Annotated in this window: 12 protein-coding genes and 1 pseudogene; 6 read left to right on the forward strand and 7 right to left on the reverse strand. The window is 69.3% G+C overall.

Translation table 11 applies throughout. The features are described 5' to 3' along the window. The first annotated feature begins 6 nt into the window (after window positions 1-6). The gene (locus tag ABS361_15645; GenBank protein ID XBY43511.1) at window positions 7-729 is read left to right on the forward strand and encodes an XdhC family protein; all 723 of its coding nucleotides are present in this window, start codon (window positions 7-9) and stop codon (window positions 727-729) included. After that, window positions 726-2354 carry a molybdopterin-binding/glycosyltransferase family 2 protein gene (locus ABS361_15650; GenBank protein XBY43512.1) on the forward strand — a complete coding sequence of 543 codons (1629 nt, stop codon included), beginning with the start codon at window positions 726-728 and terminating at the stop codon, window positions 2352-2354. Before ABS361_15645 ends, ABS361_15650 begins: the two co-directional genes overlap by 4 nt. Before the next feature lie 130 nt (window positions 2355-2484). Here ABS361_15650 and ABS361_15655 read toward each other — a convergent pair whose 3' ends face one another. From ABS361_15655 to ABS361_15670, 4 genes are all read right to left on the reverse strand, one after another. Further along, a complete protein-coding gene (locus tag ABS361_15655) occupies window positions 2485-3282 on the reverse strand; it encodes a xanthine dehydrogenase family protein subunit M (protein XBY43513.1) in 798 nt (265 codons plus the stop codon). 97 nt (window positions 3283-3379) lie between these two features. Further along, a complete protein-coding gene (locus tag ABS361_15660; GenBank protein XBY43514.1) occupies window positions 3380-5734 on the reverse strand; it encodes a xanthine dehydrogenase family protein molybdopterin-binding subunit in 2355 nt (784 codons plus the stop codon). A 324-nt stretch (window positions 5735-6058) separates the two neighbouring features. Next, window positions 6059-6544 (reverse strand): (2Fe-2S)-binding protein, encoded by a 486-nt coding sequence (locus ABS361_15665; protein ID XBY43515.1) that lies wholly within the window; start codon window positions 6542-6544, stop codon window positions 6059-6061. Window positions 6545-6700: 156 nt separating this feature from the next. Beyond that, window positions 6701-7408, reverse strand: a complete 708-nt coding sequence (locus tag ABS361_15670) for a carbon monoxide dehydrogenase subunit G (GenBank protein ID XBY43516.1) — start codon at window positions 7406-7408, stop codon at window positions 6701-6703. A 288-nt stretch (window positions 7409-7696) separates the two neighbouring features. Between ABS361_15670 and ABS361_15675 the strand changes: the two are divergent. Further along, window positions 7697-8858 (forward strand): annotated as a pseudogene (locus tag ABS361_15675) (class I SAM-dependent methyltransferase). Beyond that, on the forward strand, window positions 8855-9817 hold the full coding sequence (locus tag ABS361_15680) for an RNA methyltransferase (protein XBY43517.1): 963 nt from the start codon (window positions 8855-8857) through the stop codon (window positions 9815-9817). The pseudogene ABS361_15675 and the gene ABS361_15680 overlap by 4 nt, the downstream one beginning before the upstream one ends. A gap of 52 nt (window positions 9818-9869) precedes the next feature. Here the strand turns inward: ABS361_15680 and ABS361_15685 are convergent, their stop codons facing one another. Then, a complete protein-coding gene (locus ABS361_15685; protein XBY43518.1) occupies window positions 9870-11804 on the reverse strand; it encodes a hypothetical protein in 1935 nt (644 codons plus the stop codon). Between the two features lie 387 nt (window positions 11805-12191). Here ABS361_15685 and ABS361_15690 point away from each other — a divergent pair, with 387 nt between their 5' ends. After that, window positions 12192-12662, forward strand: coding sequence for a GtrA family protein (locus ABS361_15690; GenBank protein ID XBY43519.1), 471 nt, complete (start codon window positions 12192-12194; stop codon window positions 12660-12662). Window positions 12663-12801: 139 nt separating this feature from the next. Beyond that, window positions 12802-13122 carry a hypothetical protein gene (locus ABS361_15695; GenBank protein XBY43520.1) on the forward strand — a complete coding sequence of 107 codons (321 nt, stop codon included), beginning with the start codon at window positions 12802-12804 and terminating at the stop codon, window positions 13120-13122. Between the two features lie 153 nt (window positions 13123-13275). On the opposite strand, the gene lepA is transcribed toward ABS361_15695, so the two are convergent. After that, entirely contained in the window at window positions 13276-15078 is a 1803-nt protein-coding gene (gene lepA, locus ABS361_15700) for a translation elongation factor 4 (protein ID XBY43521.1), read from the reverse strand. A gap of 287 nt (window positions 15079-15365) precedes the next feature. Further along, a complete protein-coding gene (irrA, locus tag ABS361_15705) occupies window positions 15366-15809 on the reverse strand; it encodes an iron response transcriptional regulator IrrA (GenBank protein XBY46909.1) in 444 nt (147 codons plus the stop codon). Window positions 15810-16246 lie beyond the last annotated feature (437 nt).

Genomic DNA, 16246 nt, shown 5'->3' on the forward strand with positions numbered 1-16246 from the left:
CCTCCCATGGATCTCGCGCTTCTCGCCGCCCTCAACGAAGAACGCCGCGCGCGGCGCGCGGCCATCGTCGTCACGGATCTCGGGACCGGCGCGGCGCGGCTCGTTCGCGAGGCCGAGTTCGCCGGTGCCGATCCGCTCGCCGGCGAGCTGGCGGCCCGGTTCCGCACGGCGAAATCGGGCACGATCGAAACGCCCGACGGGCGGTTCTTCCTGACCGTGCAGGTGCCGCCGCCGCGGCTCGTGATCATCGGCGCGGTGCACATCTCGCAGGCGCTCGGCCCGATGGCGCGCATGGCCGGCTTCGACGTCACTGTGATCGATCCGCGCACTGCCTTCGCGACGCCGGAGCGCTTCGAAGGCACCAATCTCCTTGCCGAATGGCCGCAGGACGTGATCCCGTCTCGTCTCGCCTTCGACGGCTACACGGCCCTCGCCGCCGTCACCCATGACCCGAAGATCGATGACTTCCCGCTCGCCGAGGCGCTGAAGGCAGGCTCGTTCTACGTCGGCGCGCTCGGCAGCCGGAAGACCCACGCCAAACGGGTCGAGCGGCTGACGGCACTTGGGCTCGATCCGGCCACGATCGGGCGCATCGCCGCGCCGATCGGGCTCGACATCGGCGCGCAGTCGCCGGCCGAGATCGCCGTCGCGGTGCTGGCGCAAGTGATCGAGGCGCTCCGCAAGCGGCCCGAGGCGGCCGCGACCCGGACACGGGACGTCGCGGCATGAAATTCGGCCCCGTCGCGGTCGAGGCGGCACTCGGCGCGCTCGTCGCCCATGCGGTGAAGCTGCCCGACCGGACCTTGCGCAAGGGCCATGTCGTCGACCGCGCCGACATCGCCGATCTCGCCGCGGCCGGCATCGCGACCATCGTCGCGGCGCGGGTCGAGCCGGACGATCTGACCGAGGACGAGGCCGCCGGACTGATCGCGGCCGCGCTCGCCGGACCGGGCGTCGCGATCGAGGCGCCGGCGACCGGGCGCTCGAACCTGCATGCCGAGGCGGCCGGTGTGCTGGTCGTCGATCGCGCCGGCATCGACGCGCTCAACGGCGCCGATCCGGGCATCACCTTCGCGACCCTGCCGGCCTTTGCGGTCGCCGAGCCCGGCCGCATGGTCGCGACGGTGAAGATCATCCCCTTCGCCCTGCCGCGCGCGACCGTCGAGACCGCCGTCGCCGCGATCCGGGCGCGCGGGCCGCTGGTGCGGATCGCACCGTTCCGGCCGCGCAAGGTCGGCGTGGTCTCGTCGCTGCTGCCGAGCCTGAAGCCGTCGGTGATCGACAAGACCTTGACCATTCTCGCCGATCGGCTGGCACCCTCGGGCTCGGCGATCGTCGGCGACCGGCGGGTCGCCCATGACGAGGCGGCGGTCGCCGACGCGATCCGCGCAACGATTGAGGAAGATGGTGCGGATCTCGTCGTGGTGTTCGGCGCGTCCGCCGTGGTCGACCGCCACGACGTGATCCCGGCCGCGGTCGACCGCGCCGGTGGCGTCGTGCACCATTTCGGCATGCCGGTCGATCCGGGCAATCTGCTCATGCTCGGCGATGTCGATGGCGTCGCCGTGCTCGGCGCGCCCGGCTGCGCGCGCAGCCCGAAGGAGAACGGCTTCGACTGGGTGCTGTCGCGCCTGATCGCCGACCTGCCGGTCAGGCCGGCCGAGATCACCTCACTCGGTGTCGGCGGTCTCCTGATGGATATCGTCTCGCGCCCGGCGCCGCGCGGCGGCACGGTCGAGGCACATGAACCGTCCAAGCGCCGGATCGCCGCGATCGTGCTGGCGGCCGGCCGGTCGTCGCGCATGGGCGGGCCGAACAAGCTCCTCGCCGAGATCGACGGCAAACCGCTGGTCCGCCGCGCCGCCGAAGCGGCCCTCGGCAGCCGCGCCGCCTCGGTGACGGTCGTCACCGGTCACATGGAACCGACGGTGCGCGCCGCGCTGGCCGATCTGCCGATCGCCTTCGTCTCGAATCCGGCCTTCGCGCAGGGGCTGTCGACCTCGATGAAGGCGGGGCTCGGCGCCGTGCCGGAGGACGCCGAGGCCGCCATCGTCTGTCTCGGCGACATGCCGGCGATCGAGAGCGCAACGATCGACAAGCTCATCGAGGCCTATGCGCCCGAGCGGGGGCAGCTGATCGTGGTGCCGACCCACGGCGGCAAGCGCGGCAATCCGGTCGTGATCGCGCGGCGCTTCTTCGACGATCTCGCACGCGTCGAGGGCGACATCGGCGCGCGGCAGGTGATCCAGGGCTATCCGGAGGCGGTCGTCGAGGTCGAAATCGGCGCGGCGGTGGCGCTCGATCTCGATACGCCCGAAGCGCTGGCGGCCGCCGGCGGGGTCGTCCGGACCTGACCGTCCCACAAAAGCCGGTGCAGCGTGTCGCATGGTGCCCGGCGCCCCATCAGGACACGCGCACCGTCCTCAAATGAAAACGCGACGGATCATGCCGATCCGTCGCGTTCTCTCGTCCTCGCCCCTGCGATCAGGCGGCCGCGACGGCGCGGCGGGCCATGACCACGATCAGGTTGGCGCGATAGGCCGACGAGCCGTGAATGTCGCTCAGGATGCCGTCCGGCGACACCGCGGCATTGGCGAGCGCATCGGCCGAGAAGTTGGCCGACAGCGCGTTCTCCAGCTCCGCATAGCGGGTCACGCCGCCTTCGCTGACGCCGGTCGCCGCGACCCGCACCGAGCCGTCCTTGCCCTTCGCCACGAACACGCCCGCGAGCGCATAGCGCGAGGCCGGGTTCGGGAACTTGGCATAGGCCGCGCGCGCCGGAATCGGGAACGACACCGCCTTGATGATCTCGCCGTCTTCCAGGGCGGTGGTGAACATGCCCTGGAAATAGTCCTCGGCCGGGATCGAGCGGCGATCGGTGATCACGGTCGCGCCGAGGCCGAGCACGGCGGCCGGGTAGTCGGCGGCCGGGTCGTTGTTGGCGATCGAGCCGCCGATCGTGCCCATGTAGCGCACCTGCGGATCGCCGATGCCCGAGGCGAGCTTGGCGAGCGCGGGGATGGCGTTCTTCACCGCGGCCGAATTGGCGACGTCGAAGTGCTTGGTCGCGGCCCCGATGACGACGGCGTCGGCGGTGACGGTGATGCCGGCGAGATCCGGGATCTTCGTCACGTCGATGACGTCGGTCGGCGCGGCGAGCCGCTGCTTCATGGTCGGGATCAGGGTCTGGCCGCCGGCGAGATACTTGCCGTCGGACGCGCCCGTCAGCAGGCTCGCCGCCTCCGAGAGGCTCGACGGACGGTGGTAGGTCGTGGAGTACATCTCTTCCTCCGGTTCGATGTCCGGGTGACGCTCGTCCGGCTCACCCGATGAGAACGAAGAGCAGGACGGCGCGCGATCCGCGCCGTCCTGCGCTGGATCACTCGGCCGCCTGGCGCATGTTGATGGCGGCCCAGACCTTCTCCGGCGTCGCCGGCATGGCGATGTCGCGAATGCCGAGCGCATCGGTGATCGCGTTGATCACCGCCGGCGGCGAACCGATCGCGCCGGCCTCGCCGCAGCCCTTCATGCCGAGCGGGTTGCCCGGGCAAAGGGTCGTGGTGTGCTCGAGCTTGTAGGACGGCAGGTCGTCCGCGCGCGGCATGCAGTAGTCCATGTAGGACGCGGTCACCAGCTGGCCGTTCTCGTCATAGACGGTGCCTTCGAGCAGCGCCTGACCGATGCCCTGCGCCAGACCGCCATGGACCTGACCCTCGACGATCATCGGATTGATCATCCGGCCGAAGTCGTCGGCGGCGACGAAGTTCACCACCTCGGTCTTGCCGGTATCCGGATCGATCTCGACCTCGCAGACATAGGTGCCCGACGGGAAGGTGAAGTTGGTCGGATCGTAGAAGGCGCCTTCCTTGAGGCCCGGCTCCATGCCGTCCGGCAGATTGTGGCCGGTGTAGGCGTTGAGCGCGACCATGGCGAAGGCGATCTTCTTGTCGGTGCCGGCGACCTTCAGCTCGCCGTTCTCGATCACGATGTCGCCTTCGGCGGCCTCGAGCAGATGCGCGGCGATCTTCTTGGCCTTGGCCTCGACCTTGTCGAGCGCCTTGGAGATCGCCGACATGCCGACCGCGCCCGAGCGCGAGCCGTAGGTGCCCATGCCGAACTGCACCTTGTCGGTGTCGCCGTGCACGATCGACACCTGATCGACCGGGATGCCGAGCCGCTCGGAGACGAGCTGGGCGAAGGTGGTCTCGTGGCCCTGACCATGGCTGTGCGAGCCGGTCAGGATCTCGACCGTGCCGACCGGGTTCACGCGCACCTCGGCCGATTCCCACAGGCCGACACCGGCGCCGAGCGAGCCGACCGCCTTCGACGGCGCGATGCCGCAGGCCTCGATGTAGCAGGAGAAGCCGATGCCGCGCAGCTTGCCCCGCGCCTTGGCCTCGGCCTTGCGCGCCGGGAAGCCGGCATAGTCGATCGCCTTCAACGCCGCGTCGAGACAGGCGTTATAGTCGCCGGCGTCGTAGGTCATGATGACCGGCGTCTGGTACGGGAACGAGGTGATGAAGTTCTTCCGGCGCAGCGCGGTCGGATCCTCGCCGAGCTCGCGCGCGGCGGTCTCCATCATGCGCTCGACCAGATAGGTCGCCTCCGGGCGGCCGGCGCCGCGGTAGGCGTCGACCGGCACGGTGTTGGTGTAGACACCGTCGACCTCGGCATAGATCGCCGGGATCACGTACTGGCCGGACAGCAGCGTCGCATAGAGGTAGGTCGGCACCGACGACGAGAACAGCGACATGTAGGCGCCGAAGTTCGCGTAGGTGTGGACGCGCAGGCCGAGGATCTTGTGATCCGCCGTGAAGGCCATTTCGGCCTTGGTCACGTGATCGCGGCCATGGGCGTCGGTCAGGAACGCCTCGGTGCGATCCGACGTCCACTTGATCGGCCGGCCGACCTTCTTGGAGGCCCAGAGCGCGACGATCTCTTCCGGATAGATGTAGATCTTCGAGCCGAAGCCGCCGCCGACGTCGGGGGCGATCACCCGCAGCTTGTTCTCCGGCGCGACATTGTAGAAGGCCGAGAGCACGAGACGGGCGACGTGCGGGTTCTGCGAGGTCGTCCAGAGCGTGAAGTGGTCCTCGGCCTCGTCATAGTTGGCCACCGCCGAGCGCGGCTCCATCGGGTTCGGCACGAGGCGGTTGTTGGTGATGTCCATCGACACGACCTTGGCGGCCTTGGCGAAGGCATCGTCGGTCGCGGCCTTGTCGCCGATCGACCAGTCGTACACGCGGTTGCCCGGCGCTTCGGGGTGAAGCTGCGGGGCGCCCGGCGCGATCGCGTCCTGGACCTGCACGACGGCCGGCAGTTCCTCGTAGTCGACAACCACGGCCTCGGCGGCGTCGCGGGCCTGGTTCTTGGTCTCGGCGATCACCACCGCGACGGCCTGGCCGACCCAGCGCACGGTCTCCGGCGCCATCGCCGGCCACGCGCCCATGCGCATCGGGCTACCGTCCTTGGAGTGGATCATCCAGCCGCAGATGATGTTGCCGATCTTGTCGCCGACGAGCTGCGTTCCGGTCAGCACGCCGATCACACCCGGCATGGCTTCCGCCGCCGAGGTGTCGATCGACTTGACCCGCGCATGAGCATGCGGGCTGCGCACGAAATGCGCATGCGTCATGCCCTGCAGCTTGATGTCGTCGGTGTACTTGCCCTTGCCGGTGATGAAGCGCTTGTCCTCCTTGCGGAGCACGCGCTGTCCGATCCCTTCAGTACCCATCGTCTTCCTCCCGAGAAGATCGAGTGTCGCGTTCCGGCGATTGGTTCGCCGGTGTTTGCCGGGGTTCGCGCGTCCTTGCGCCGCCCCCCTTGTCGTCCGTCCTGGCCTCGTACCTCGTTTGCCCCCTTGGGAGCTGACGTCCGTTGCGCGCGGGGCCTCTCGGTCCCGTGTCGCCCGATCGATGCGCGATGCACCCACCGGACGCCGATACCCGAGACGCCATCGGCCTCACGCCTCTCGATGCTCGCCGCCCTCCCCGGCGGGCATCCGCGGGCCGACCACGTGCGCCTGTCGTCCTATGCGCTCGTCGTCACGCGACCGCCGTCACTCGGCGGCGGTGGCGACCTGCATCTTCGAGGCGGCGTCGAGCACGGCCTTGACGATGTTGTGATAGCCGGTGCAACGGCAGATGTTGCCCTCGAGCTCGTGGCGCACCGTCGCCTCGTCGAGGCTCGCGCCGTGACGATTGATGATGTCGACCGAGGTCATGATCATGCCGGGCGTGCAGAAGCCGCACTGCAGGCCATGGTTCTCCTTGAAGGCGACCTGCACCGGATGCAGTTCGTCGCCCTTCGAGAGACCTTCGATCGTGACGACCGAAGCGCCCGAGACCTGCGCCGCGAGCACCGTGCAGGACTTGACCGCCCGGCCGTCGATGTGGACGACGCAGGCGCCGCACTGCGAGGTGTCGCAGCCGACGTGGGTGCCGGTGAGCCCGAGATGATCGCGCAGCAGATGGACGAGCAGCGTCCGGTCCTCGACTTCGGCCGAGACCGGCTTGCCGTTCACCGTGAGTTTTACGAGTGCCATACCTTCCTCCCTTGGAAGTGCCTTCCGCGTCTGTCGGTCGGAGCGCGGGTGAGGTTCGCGAGTGGGTTTCGCGCCGCCCGGATCGAATGCCGGCGGCAAAACGGCGGCGCGGCGCCTCCAACACAAGGTCGAGGCGTCGCGGCCGAAAGGTTCGGATCAGAACAGGGCCTTGGCCAGAATCAGCGCGACCACGACGGCGCCGGCGATCCAGACCCATTGCGGCAGGCCCGAGCCGCCGGAGCCCGCGGTCTGCGGGGCGGACGACTGGGCGGCGGACGACCGGGACGCGGCCGGTGCGATCACCGGCGTCGACGTCGACGCGGGGATCGCCGCGGCGGCGGGCGCGCCCGCGTCCGACACCGGCAGCACCGGCTCGGCCGAGGCTTCGCCCGCCGGAGCAGACGCCGCCGCTTCGGCCGCGGCCGCCTGACCGACCATCGCCGAGAAATTGCCGAAGAACTGATCGGCCATCATCTTGGCGGTGGAATCGATCAGCCGCGCGCCGAGCTGGGCGAGCTTGCCGCCGATCTGGGCCTTGGCGTGATAGGCGAGGATCGTGCCGTCGCCGTCCGGGGTCAGCTTGACGTCCGCGCCGCCCTTGGCGAAGCCGGCGACACCGCCCTGGCCTTCGCCCGAGATCGTGTAGCCCTCGGGCGGATTCATGTTCTCGAGCTTGACCTTGCCGGCGAAGGTCGCCTTCACCGGACCGATCTTGGCGACCACCTTGGCCGCCATGTCGGTCGGGGTCTCCATCGTCAGTTCCTGGCATCCGGGGATGCAGGCCTTCAGGATCTCCGGATCGTTGAGGGCCGCCCACACCCGCTCGCGCGGGGCCGGGATCCGGTACTCGCCCGACATCTCCATATTCGAACTTCCTCCCTCGAAGTCGTTGCCGCCGATCGTCTGCCGGCCGAAACATCCTCGGCGTCCGTCGCGCGGACATGACGGCTCGTGCGGCGCTCTCCCTTCGCCACCGGCCGTCTGCACAGTTCCCCTGTAGCGGCGGACAGTTGATCGCCCGCGGCGGCGCTTGGCAACCCCCGGGCAGCGCATGTCGCCATATAAATTAGAACAAGTCGAAGCCGAGCGGCCACGCTCACGCGTTGTTGTCGAACCATTGACCCAGCGCCGGGGATCGGCCAACTGTCGCGCATGAAGACCCGCCGTCCCCCGTCCGGGCGCAAGCCCGCTGACCCCGCCTCCGCCAAATCCGCCTCGACGGGCCCGCGCAAGCCGACCGGACCCGATGCGCGCCGGCCGGCGGCGCCGGATGCTACGCAAAAATCCGGAAGGACTTTTGCCACACCGGAAAAGCCGCCTCGGCCCTTGCCTGGTCGCGACACTCCGGTCGCGGAGATCCTCGCGCCGATCCTGCGGCCCGCCGCGCCGGCCGGTCCGATCCTGCCCGCGATCCTGGAAACCGCCGGCTGGGACGACTATGCGCTCATCGACAGCGGCCACGGCCGCAAGCTCGAAGCGCTATGGCGGCATGCGCGTCGTGCGGCCGGAGGAACAGGCGCTGTGGTCGCCGCGCCTGCCCATGCGCGAGTGGGACGCCGCCGACGCCGTCTTCACCGGCGATGTCGAAGAGGAGGGCCCCGGCCGCTGGCGCTTCGCCCGCGCGCTGCCCGAGAGCTGGACCATGCGGTTCGGCCCGGCGCGGTTCTCCTGCCGGTTCACGTCGTTCCGCCATGTCGGCGTGTTTCCGGAACAGGCCGCGCATTGGAGCGCCATGCGCGCCGACATCGCCGCCCGCGTCGCCGCGCTCCCTTCCGCCGAGGGACGCCGGCCGCGACTGCTCAACCTGTTCGGCTACACCGGCCTCGCCTCGATCCTGGCGGCCGAGGCCGGCGCCGAGGTCACCCATGTCGACGCCTCAAAGAAGGCGATCCAGTGGGCGCGCGAGAATCAGGCGCTGTCCGGGCTCGACCATCTGCCGATCCGTTGGATCTGCGAGGACGCCGGCCGGTTCGTCGCCCGCGAGGTCCGCCGCGGCGGCCGCTACGACGCGATCATCCTCGATCCGCCCAAGTACGGGCGCGGGCCGAACGGCGAGGTCTGGCAGCTGTTCGAGCACCTGCCCGGCATGCTCGACGCGGTCAAGGCGCTGGTCTCGGACGACCCGCTGTTCGTGATCCTGACCGTCTATGCGATGCGGGCGAGCTTCGTGTCGTTCCATGAGCTGATGCACGAGATCTTCGCCCCGCTCGGCGGCCGCTGCCGGTCGGGCGAGCTCTTGCTCGTCGAGGAAGGCGAAGGCCGTCGGCTGGCGACTTCGCTGTTCACGCGCTGGGAGCCGGAGGGCGGACGATGAGCAAGGCACCGACGGGGCTCTATCGTCGCTCCAAGGGCGGCGGCGGACCGCGGCCCGGCCCGAATGCCGGCGCAAAGCCCGGCGCGGGGGCGCCGCATGACGGGCGCGGAGCCGACGCTCCGGCGCGCTCCGCTCGGCCGGACGCCGGTCCTGCGCCGGCCAAGGAGGTCACCAGCCTCTCCAATCCGCTGGTCAAGGACCTGCGCGGGCTGCACTCCAAGAAGGAACGCGCCGAGACCGGGCTGTTCCTCGCCGAGGGACTGAAACTGGTCGCCGACGCGATCGAGCAGAACTGGCCGATCCGCACGCTGGTGCATGCGGTCAAGGTGCGCGAGCAACCGATGGTCCGGCGCATCGCGGACGCCGCGCGTGCCTGCGGCGCGCTGGTCGTGGAAGTCTCGGACGACGTGCTGGTGAAGATCTCCCGGCGCGACAATCCGCAGATGGTCGTCGCAGCGTTCGAACAGCGGCTCCTGTCTCTCGATGACATCGATCCCAGCGGCACCACGGTCTGGGTCGCGCTCGAGGGCATCAAGGACCCGGGCAACCTCGGCACCATCCTGCGCACCGTCGACAGCGTCGGCGCGACCGGCGCGATCCTGATCGGCGACACGACCGATCCGTTCGCGCTCGAAGCCGTCCGCGCCACGATGGGCTCGATCTTCCATGTCCCGCTGGCCGCCGGCACCATGGCCGAGTTCGCCGCCTGGAAGGCCAAGCATCGGGTGCCGGTGGTCGGCACCCACCTGAAGGGCGCGGTCGACTACCGGTCGATCGCCTATCCCGAGCCGGTGGTGCTGCTGATGGGCAACGAGCAGTCGGGGCTGCCGGACGCCTATGTCGAGCTCTGCGACCATGTCGTGAAGATCCCGATGGCGGGCCGGGCCGACAGCCTCAATCTCGCGATCGCGACCGCCGTCATGCTCTACGAGATCCGCCGGCCGCGGCTGGGACTCTGATCCGGCCGCAAGAAGGACGCCTCCGCGTCGGTCCAAACCGGACGCCTCCGCGTCAGTCCGTGCCGCGCAGGTCGGCCATCGACGGCAGGCGCGTCGCCGCCGCGAGCGCGTTGCGGTCGATCGCCCACATCCGGAGCCGACCGGTCGAGGGCAGTTCGCGCGCCCAGGCAGGGGCCTGCCCGGCCATGAGCATCGACAGGAACGCGTCGGGGCGGTCCCGGCGGAGCAGCACCGCGGGCGAGTCCGTCTTGCAGATGAAGATGTAATCGATGCCGCGGCGCGCGATCACGCGGGCGGCGTCGGCGTCCTGACCCTTCATCGCGTGATCGACGTCGAGAATGCCGGCCGCATCGCGATGATAGGGGCCGGCGACCGTCGCGTGGCGCGTGTAGGCGAGGACCGAAGGCCCGAGATTCGACAAGGTCAGCGCGATTCCCGGTGGCAAGGTGGTCGCCGGCGCCATCGTGCCGGAGGCGAGGCAGGCGAGCATTTCGGACCGGGCGACCGTGGCATCCGAGAGGTCCGGTTCGCCCGACGCACCCGCATCGGGGCGGCCGCTCCCCGTCGCCGCCGCGCCGGCCGGGCTCGGCTTCGGCTCGTTCAGGAACGCCAGTGTCGCCGGATCGAGCGCGCGGGCGTGGAAGGCCTGGTTCGGCACCAGATAGGCGGCGACGAGACCGAGCAGGGTCGGGATGGGCTTCAGCCCTTCGAGCCGCTGACGCACATGCACGACGATCGCGGCGCAGACCGGCGCGGCGAGCAGCGCGGCGAAGGTCGAGCCGCGCAGCTGCTGGGCCGCGACCAGGATCGCGCCGCCGAGCAGCACCGCGATCATCGTCCAGGCGAAGCGCCGCTCTGGCGCGACCTGTTTGCGCACGATCACCGCGATGCCGAAGGCGAGCGCCGGGGTCAGGAACGAGACGAAGGCCTGGCGCGGCTCGTCCATCACCAGTCGGGCGAGGCTCTGCGCCTCTTCGACATGGTCGAGCCAGATCGGCACGATGCGTGGATCGACCTCGGCATAGGGACCGGCGAGACAACGCGGCGCCACCAGCGCCACAGCGCCGGCTGCAGCCACCGCGAGGCCGCCGAGCCCGGCGAAGCGCTGCCAGCGCCGCTGCGGGTCACTGGCCGCAAGCGCCGCGAGGCCGAAACCGCCGATCGCGGCGATCGCCAGATAGGGCGCGGAGGCGACGTCGCAGGCGGTCGACAGCCACAGCGACGGTGCCGTCGTCACCATGCGGATCGCGCCGAGCGCGAGCGGCAGCGTGAGCCCAAAGCGGATCGCCGCCAGCCGGAAGCGCCCCGGGTCGTCGATCCAGGCGACCGCGAGCGTCGCCGAGGCGAGCGCGACCATCGGCAACCCCTCGAGCCCGACGCTCAACATGGCCGCGGCGAACAGGCCGGCGAGCGCGGCGCGCGCCGGCGCCGTCTCGCTGTCGATCAGCGTCACCACCATCCAGGCGGTCAGCACCAGCTGGGCATTGTGGTGATCGATGTCGCCGGGCGTGAAGGTCGCGAAGACCGGCACGGCGAAGATCGCGAAGGCCAGGCCCGGCAGCGCCGCATGCGGGCCGGCGAGCCGGCGGGCGAGATCGGAGACAGCGAAGAGATAGGGGCCGAGCAGGAGCAGGGGCCAGGCGATCATGGCGAGCGTCTCGGCCGTCGCCCGCGACGCGAAGCCGGAGAAGACCAGGATGAGCCCGGCGATCGGCAGATCGATCAGGCGCGACCAGTGCATGGGCAGCCCGTCGGGGGCGTTCATCCGCCATTGCGTCATGTCGAACCAGCTCTGGCCGGCGAGCAGGTCGCGGACCTCGGCGAGGCGCATCATCGCGTCGGTGTCCTGCGGACCGTCGGCGATCAGGCCGGGGGCGACCGACAGCGCGAGCACCAACGCCACGATCGCCCAAGTGATCGCGACGAGGCCGCGGTCCGAGAGGACCGGGCGCGCCGTCGCCTTGTCGAGGAGGTCGAGACTGGACATCCGAGCCGATACGCGCTCCAGCGGCCACGCCCGACCACGACGGATTGCCGGGTCGATTGGGCCGCACAAACAATGGGCCAGCGGTGCGGACAGACGAGGACGGACGCTGGCGCATCCACCGCGATCGGGCCACGCGCGGGGCGGCCGATACTCGGGCCGCGGAACCGCCACACTGATGAACCAAGGAAACCCGAACAGGGTGAATGCTCGGTAAATCCGAGCCGCCCGTCGTGAAATCCCGCGCGTTCGTGACCGGCGTGCCGCAGTCGCCGAGTTGGCCCGTGTCGGAGGGCCTGCTAAGGAGGGCCGCCCACGCCGAGGCTCCGCCATCCAGCGCGGTTCTTCACGGCGCCCTTGCGCGTTTCCTCCTGCCAGCCGGCCTCCCCGATGACCCCTACGACCGCCGCCCCCGCCAACGACTGGACCGCGCGCCTCAAGCGATACGCGAGCTTCGCGATCAGCGGCGGGGTCGGTTTCACCGTCGATGTCGGCATGCTGAACGTGCTCGCGGTCGGCTTCGGGATGAACGCCTATTTCGCCCGTGTCATCGCGATCGGCTGCGCGATGATGGCGACCTGGCAGATCAACCGGCGCGTCACGTTCCGCGACCGGGTCAAGCGCGGCTCCGCCCGCGACCTCGCCAGCGAAGGTGGCCGGTATATCGCCGTCGCGCTCGTCTCGGCGGTGGTCAACTGGGGCGTCTATGCCGCGACCATCCGTGCGGTCCCGGTCGCCGCGCCCTGGCTCGGCAACGCGCTCGGCGAATTGCTGCCGACTTTCGGCGCCGTGGTCGGCTCGGGCGTGGCGATGCTCGTTTCTTATTACGGATACTCGCGTTTCGCCTTCCGCCCGCACTGATCCGGCACGCCGGCGTCGCCGCAATCCACAGCGTCGAGGATCAGAAAGCCCCGCAAAAGCCGAGGTCGCGCTAACGGGCGAGAAACAAATCCTCCTTAAGCTCCCTGCAGAGATCAACGGCCAGCGGAGAGCGGAAGACATGTTCGGGAAGCGCTTGCCCGCAAGTCCCAATGTCGCGGTGCGGCTCGATCCGCTCACGCAGATGCGGGCGGAGCTGACCGCGTGGGGCCGCGCCGAGCATTGCGTCTTCATCGGAACGCGAACCTCCGGCGCGCTCGAAATCATCTGCGTGACCGCGCCGACCAAGATGCGCCGCGCCGTGCAGGAAGCCCGCGCGGCGGCGAGCCGCAACGGCATTGCCGCAACCGTTCTGGAACGCGGCGATATGCCGGCCGAACTTCTCACCCACCTCGGCAAGAACGGCTGGGTCGCCGGCGACCGCCGCGGCCGTCGCCGCTGACCGCGGGCCGATCCCCGAGGACCGATCCCCGCGAGGGACCGCCGCGTCATCATGCAGCCCATTCAAAAGCAAGAAGCCCGCTCCGGTCGGAGCGGGCTTCTTGCGTCATGCCGCCGGCGCAAGCGGCCGCGGTCCTGACCGACGCGTGTGCCGTCAGTCCTCGACCTTCAGCACCTGGATGAAGGCCTCCTGCGGGATCTCGACCTTTCCGAACTGCCGCATGCGCTTCTTGCCTTCCTTCTGCTTTTCCAGAAGCTTGCGCTTGCGGGTGGCGTCGCCGCCGTAGCACTTGGCCGTCACGTCCTTGCGCAGCGCGCGGATGGTCTCGCGCGCGATGATCCGGCCGCCGATCGCGGCCTGGACCGGGATCTGGAACATGTGCGGCGGGATCACGTCCTTGAGCTTCTCGCAGATGGCACGGCCGCGGCTCTCGGCGCGGGTCCGGTGCACCAGCATCGACAGCGCGTCGACCGGCTCGCCGTTGACCAGGATCTGCATCTTCACGAGATCGGAGACCTTATAGTCGGTCATCTCGTAGTCGAACGAAGCATAGCCCTTCGAGACCGACTTCAGCCGGTCGTAGAAGTCGAACACCACTTCGTTCAGCGGCAGGTCGTAGACGACCATCGCGCGCGAGCCGGCATAGGACAGGTCGGCCTGGACGCCGCGCTTGTCCTGGCAGAGCTTCAGGACCGAGCCGAGATATTCGTCGGGCGTCATGATCGTCGCCCGGATCCACGGCTCCTTGATCTCCTCGATCTTGGTCACTTCCGGCATGTCGACCGGATTGTGCATCTCGATGTCGGAGCCGTCGGTCAGGTGCATCTGATAGACGACCGACGGCGCGGTCGCGATCAGATCGAGGTTGAACTCGCGTTCGAGCCGCTCCTGGATGATCTCCAGATGCAGCAGGCCGAGGAAGCCGCAGCGGAAGCCGAAGCCGAGCGCCGCGGAGGTCTCCATCTCGTAGGTGAAGCTCGCGTCGTTGAGACGCAGCTTGCCGACGGCGGCGCGCAGGTCTTCGAAGTCCGCCGCATCGACCGGGAACAGGCCGCAGAACACCACCGGCTGCGCCGGCTTGAAGCCCGGCAGCATCTCCTCGGTCGGGCGGCGATCGTCGGTGATCGTATCGCCGACGCGGGTGTCGGCGACTTCCTTGATCGAGGCGGTGATCGCGCCGACCTCGCCGGGGCCGAGCTCGCCGACATCCTTGAGCTTCGGCGTGAACACGCCGACCCGCTCCACCTCGTAGGTGGCGCCGGTGCCCATCATGCGGATCTTCTGGCCCTTCTTCAGGATGCCGTCGACCACGCGCACGAGCACGACGACGCCGAGGTAGGTGTCGTACCAGCTGTCGACCAGCATGGCCTTGAGCGGCTTGGTCTCGTCGCCCTTGGGCGGCGGCAGGCGCGTCACGATCGCCTCGAGCACGTCCGGGATGCCGAGGCCGGTCTTGGCCGAGATCGGCACCGCATCCGACGCGTCGATGCCGATCACCTCCTCGATCTGCGCCTTGACGCGGTCGACGTCGGCGGCCGGCAGATCGACCTTGTTCAGGATCGGCACGATCTCGTGATTGGCTTCCATCGCCTTGTAGACGTTGGCGAGCGTCTGCGCCTCGACGCCCTGCGAGGCGTCGACCACCAGCAGCGAGCCCTCGCAGGCGGCGAGCGACCGCGACACCTCGTAGGCGAAGTCGACGTGGCCGGGCGTGTCCATCAGATTGAGGACATAGGTCTTGCCGTCGTTGGCGGTGTAGTTCAGCCGGACGGTCTGCGCCTTGATGGTGATGCCGCGCTCGCGCTCGATGTCCATGTTGTCGAGCACCTGCTCCACCATCTCGCGGCTCTGCAGACCGCCGGTGTGCTGGATCAGGCGATCGGCGAGCGTCGACTTGCCGTGGTCGATGTGGGCCACGATGGAGAAGTTGCGAATGGTGTCGAGCGGCGTGGTCATATCGGTCCGATCACGGGAAATGTCGCGCGCTCATAACACCACGCGCGCCGCCGCGAAAGCTCGCGAAGCACGGGCGTGGTGCCGATGAGGCGTTGGGAGAGATCAAAAACAGCCGGAACGGCCCGTCCGGCCGGCGGCCGCACGACGAGAGTATCGGATCGGCACGGCTTGATTCGCGCACCACCTGCCGAAGCGAGGCGCGCCGACACTGCACACGAAAACCACCGCACCCGGGAAACCGCCTCGCCGACGATCACGTCGCCGGGATGCAGCCGCCGGCTTGCGCCTCACTGGCGCTTGCGGCGCACCCGGACCAGCACGTCGACGCGCACGATCTCCATCCCCTCGGGCGGGGTCGGCAGCAGATCGATGGCGACGGCGTCGGCGGGGATGTCCATCATCGCGTTCTCGCCTTCGACGAAGAAGTGATGATGGTCGGACACGTTGGTGTCGAAATAGGACTTGGCGCCGTCGACCGCGAGCTCGCGCAGGAGGCCGGCTTCGGTGAACTGGTGCAGCGTGTTGTAGATGGTCGCCAGCGACACCGGCACCTTGGCGAGCACCGCCTCCTCGAACAGCGCCTCGGCCGAAACGTGGCGATGGCCGCGATTGTAGAGCAGCGCGGCGAGCGCGATGCGCTGACGGGTCGGGCGCAAACCGGCACGCCGCAACAGGCTCGTCACGCACGGCCCCTTGGTCGCCACACGCGCCTCTTCCGCCGTTTTCCGCATCTCCGCCATGGTCCGTGCGCTTCCTTGTCCATCGTTCGGGGCTCCGGTCGCCGGACGCCCTCGGTTCGAACCCGGGCGTACCGTCACGTCCGTGCCCGGTCAGAAGACCTGATAATAGGAAGCAACAGCGCATCTCGCAACTGCGGCCAATGGCGGACGAGCCCTGCGTCGCGCGGCGTCACCGTTCCGCGCCGGCGTGAACCGCCGCGACTGCGGACCGAATTGGAGGAAGACAGGCAAGCACGTGGCCGCTATAACTCGCCGCGACGATCCGATCAGTCTGCCCCGCGCTGCCGCAAGGTCCGCCGGACCGGCGGCGGGCGGATGAAAAACCGAATGATGCCGTCACTTTATATTGTCTATAAACCTCGCCATCGGTCCGACATCGTTGCCGCCCAGGATGTCGGCCGACGGACTGCTTCCCCACCCGGTTCGAG

The organism is Ancalomicrobiaceae bacterium S20, assembly GCA_040269895.1.
In the GTDB taxonomy this organism is placed as follows: Bacteria; Pseudomonadota; Alphaproteobacteria; order Rhizobiales; family Ancalomicrobiaceae; genus Methyloraptor; species Methyloraptor flagellatus.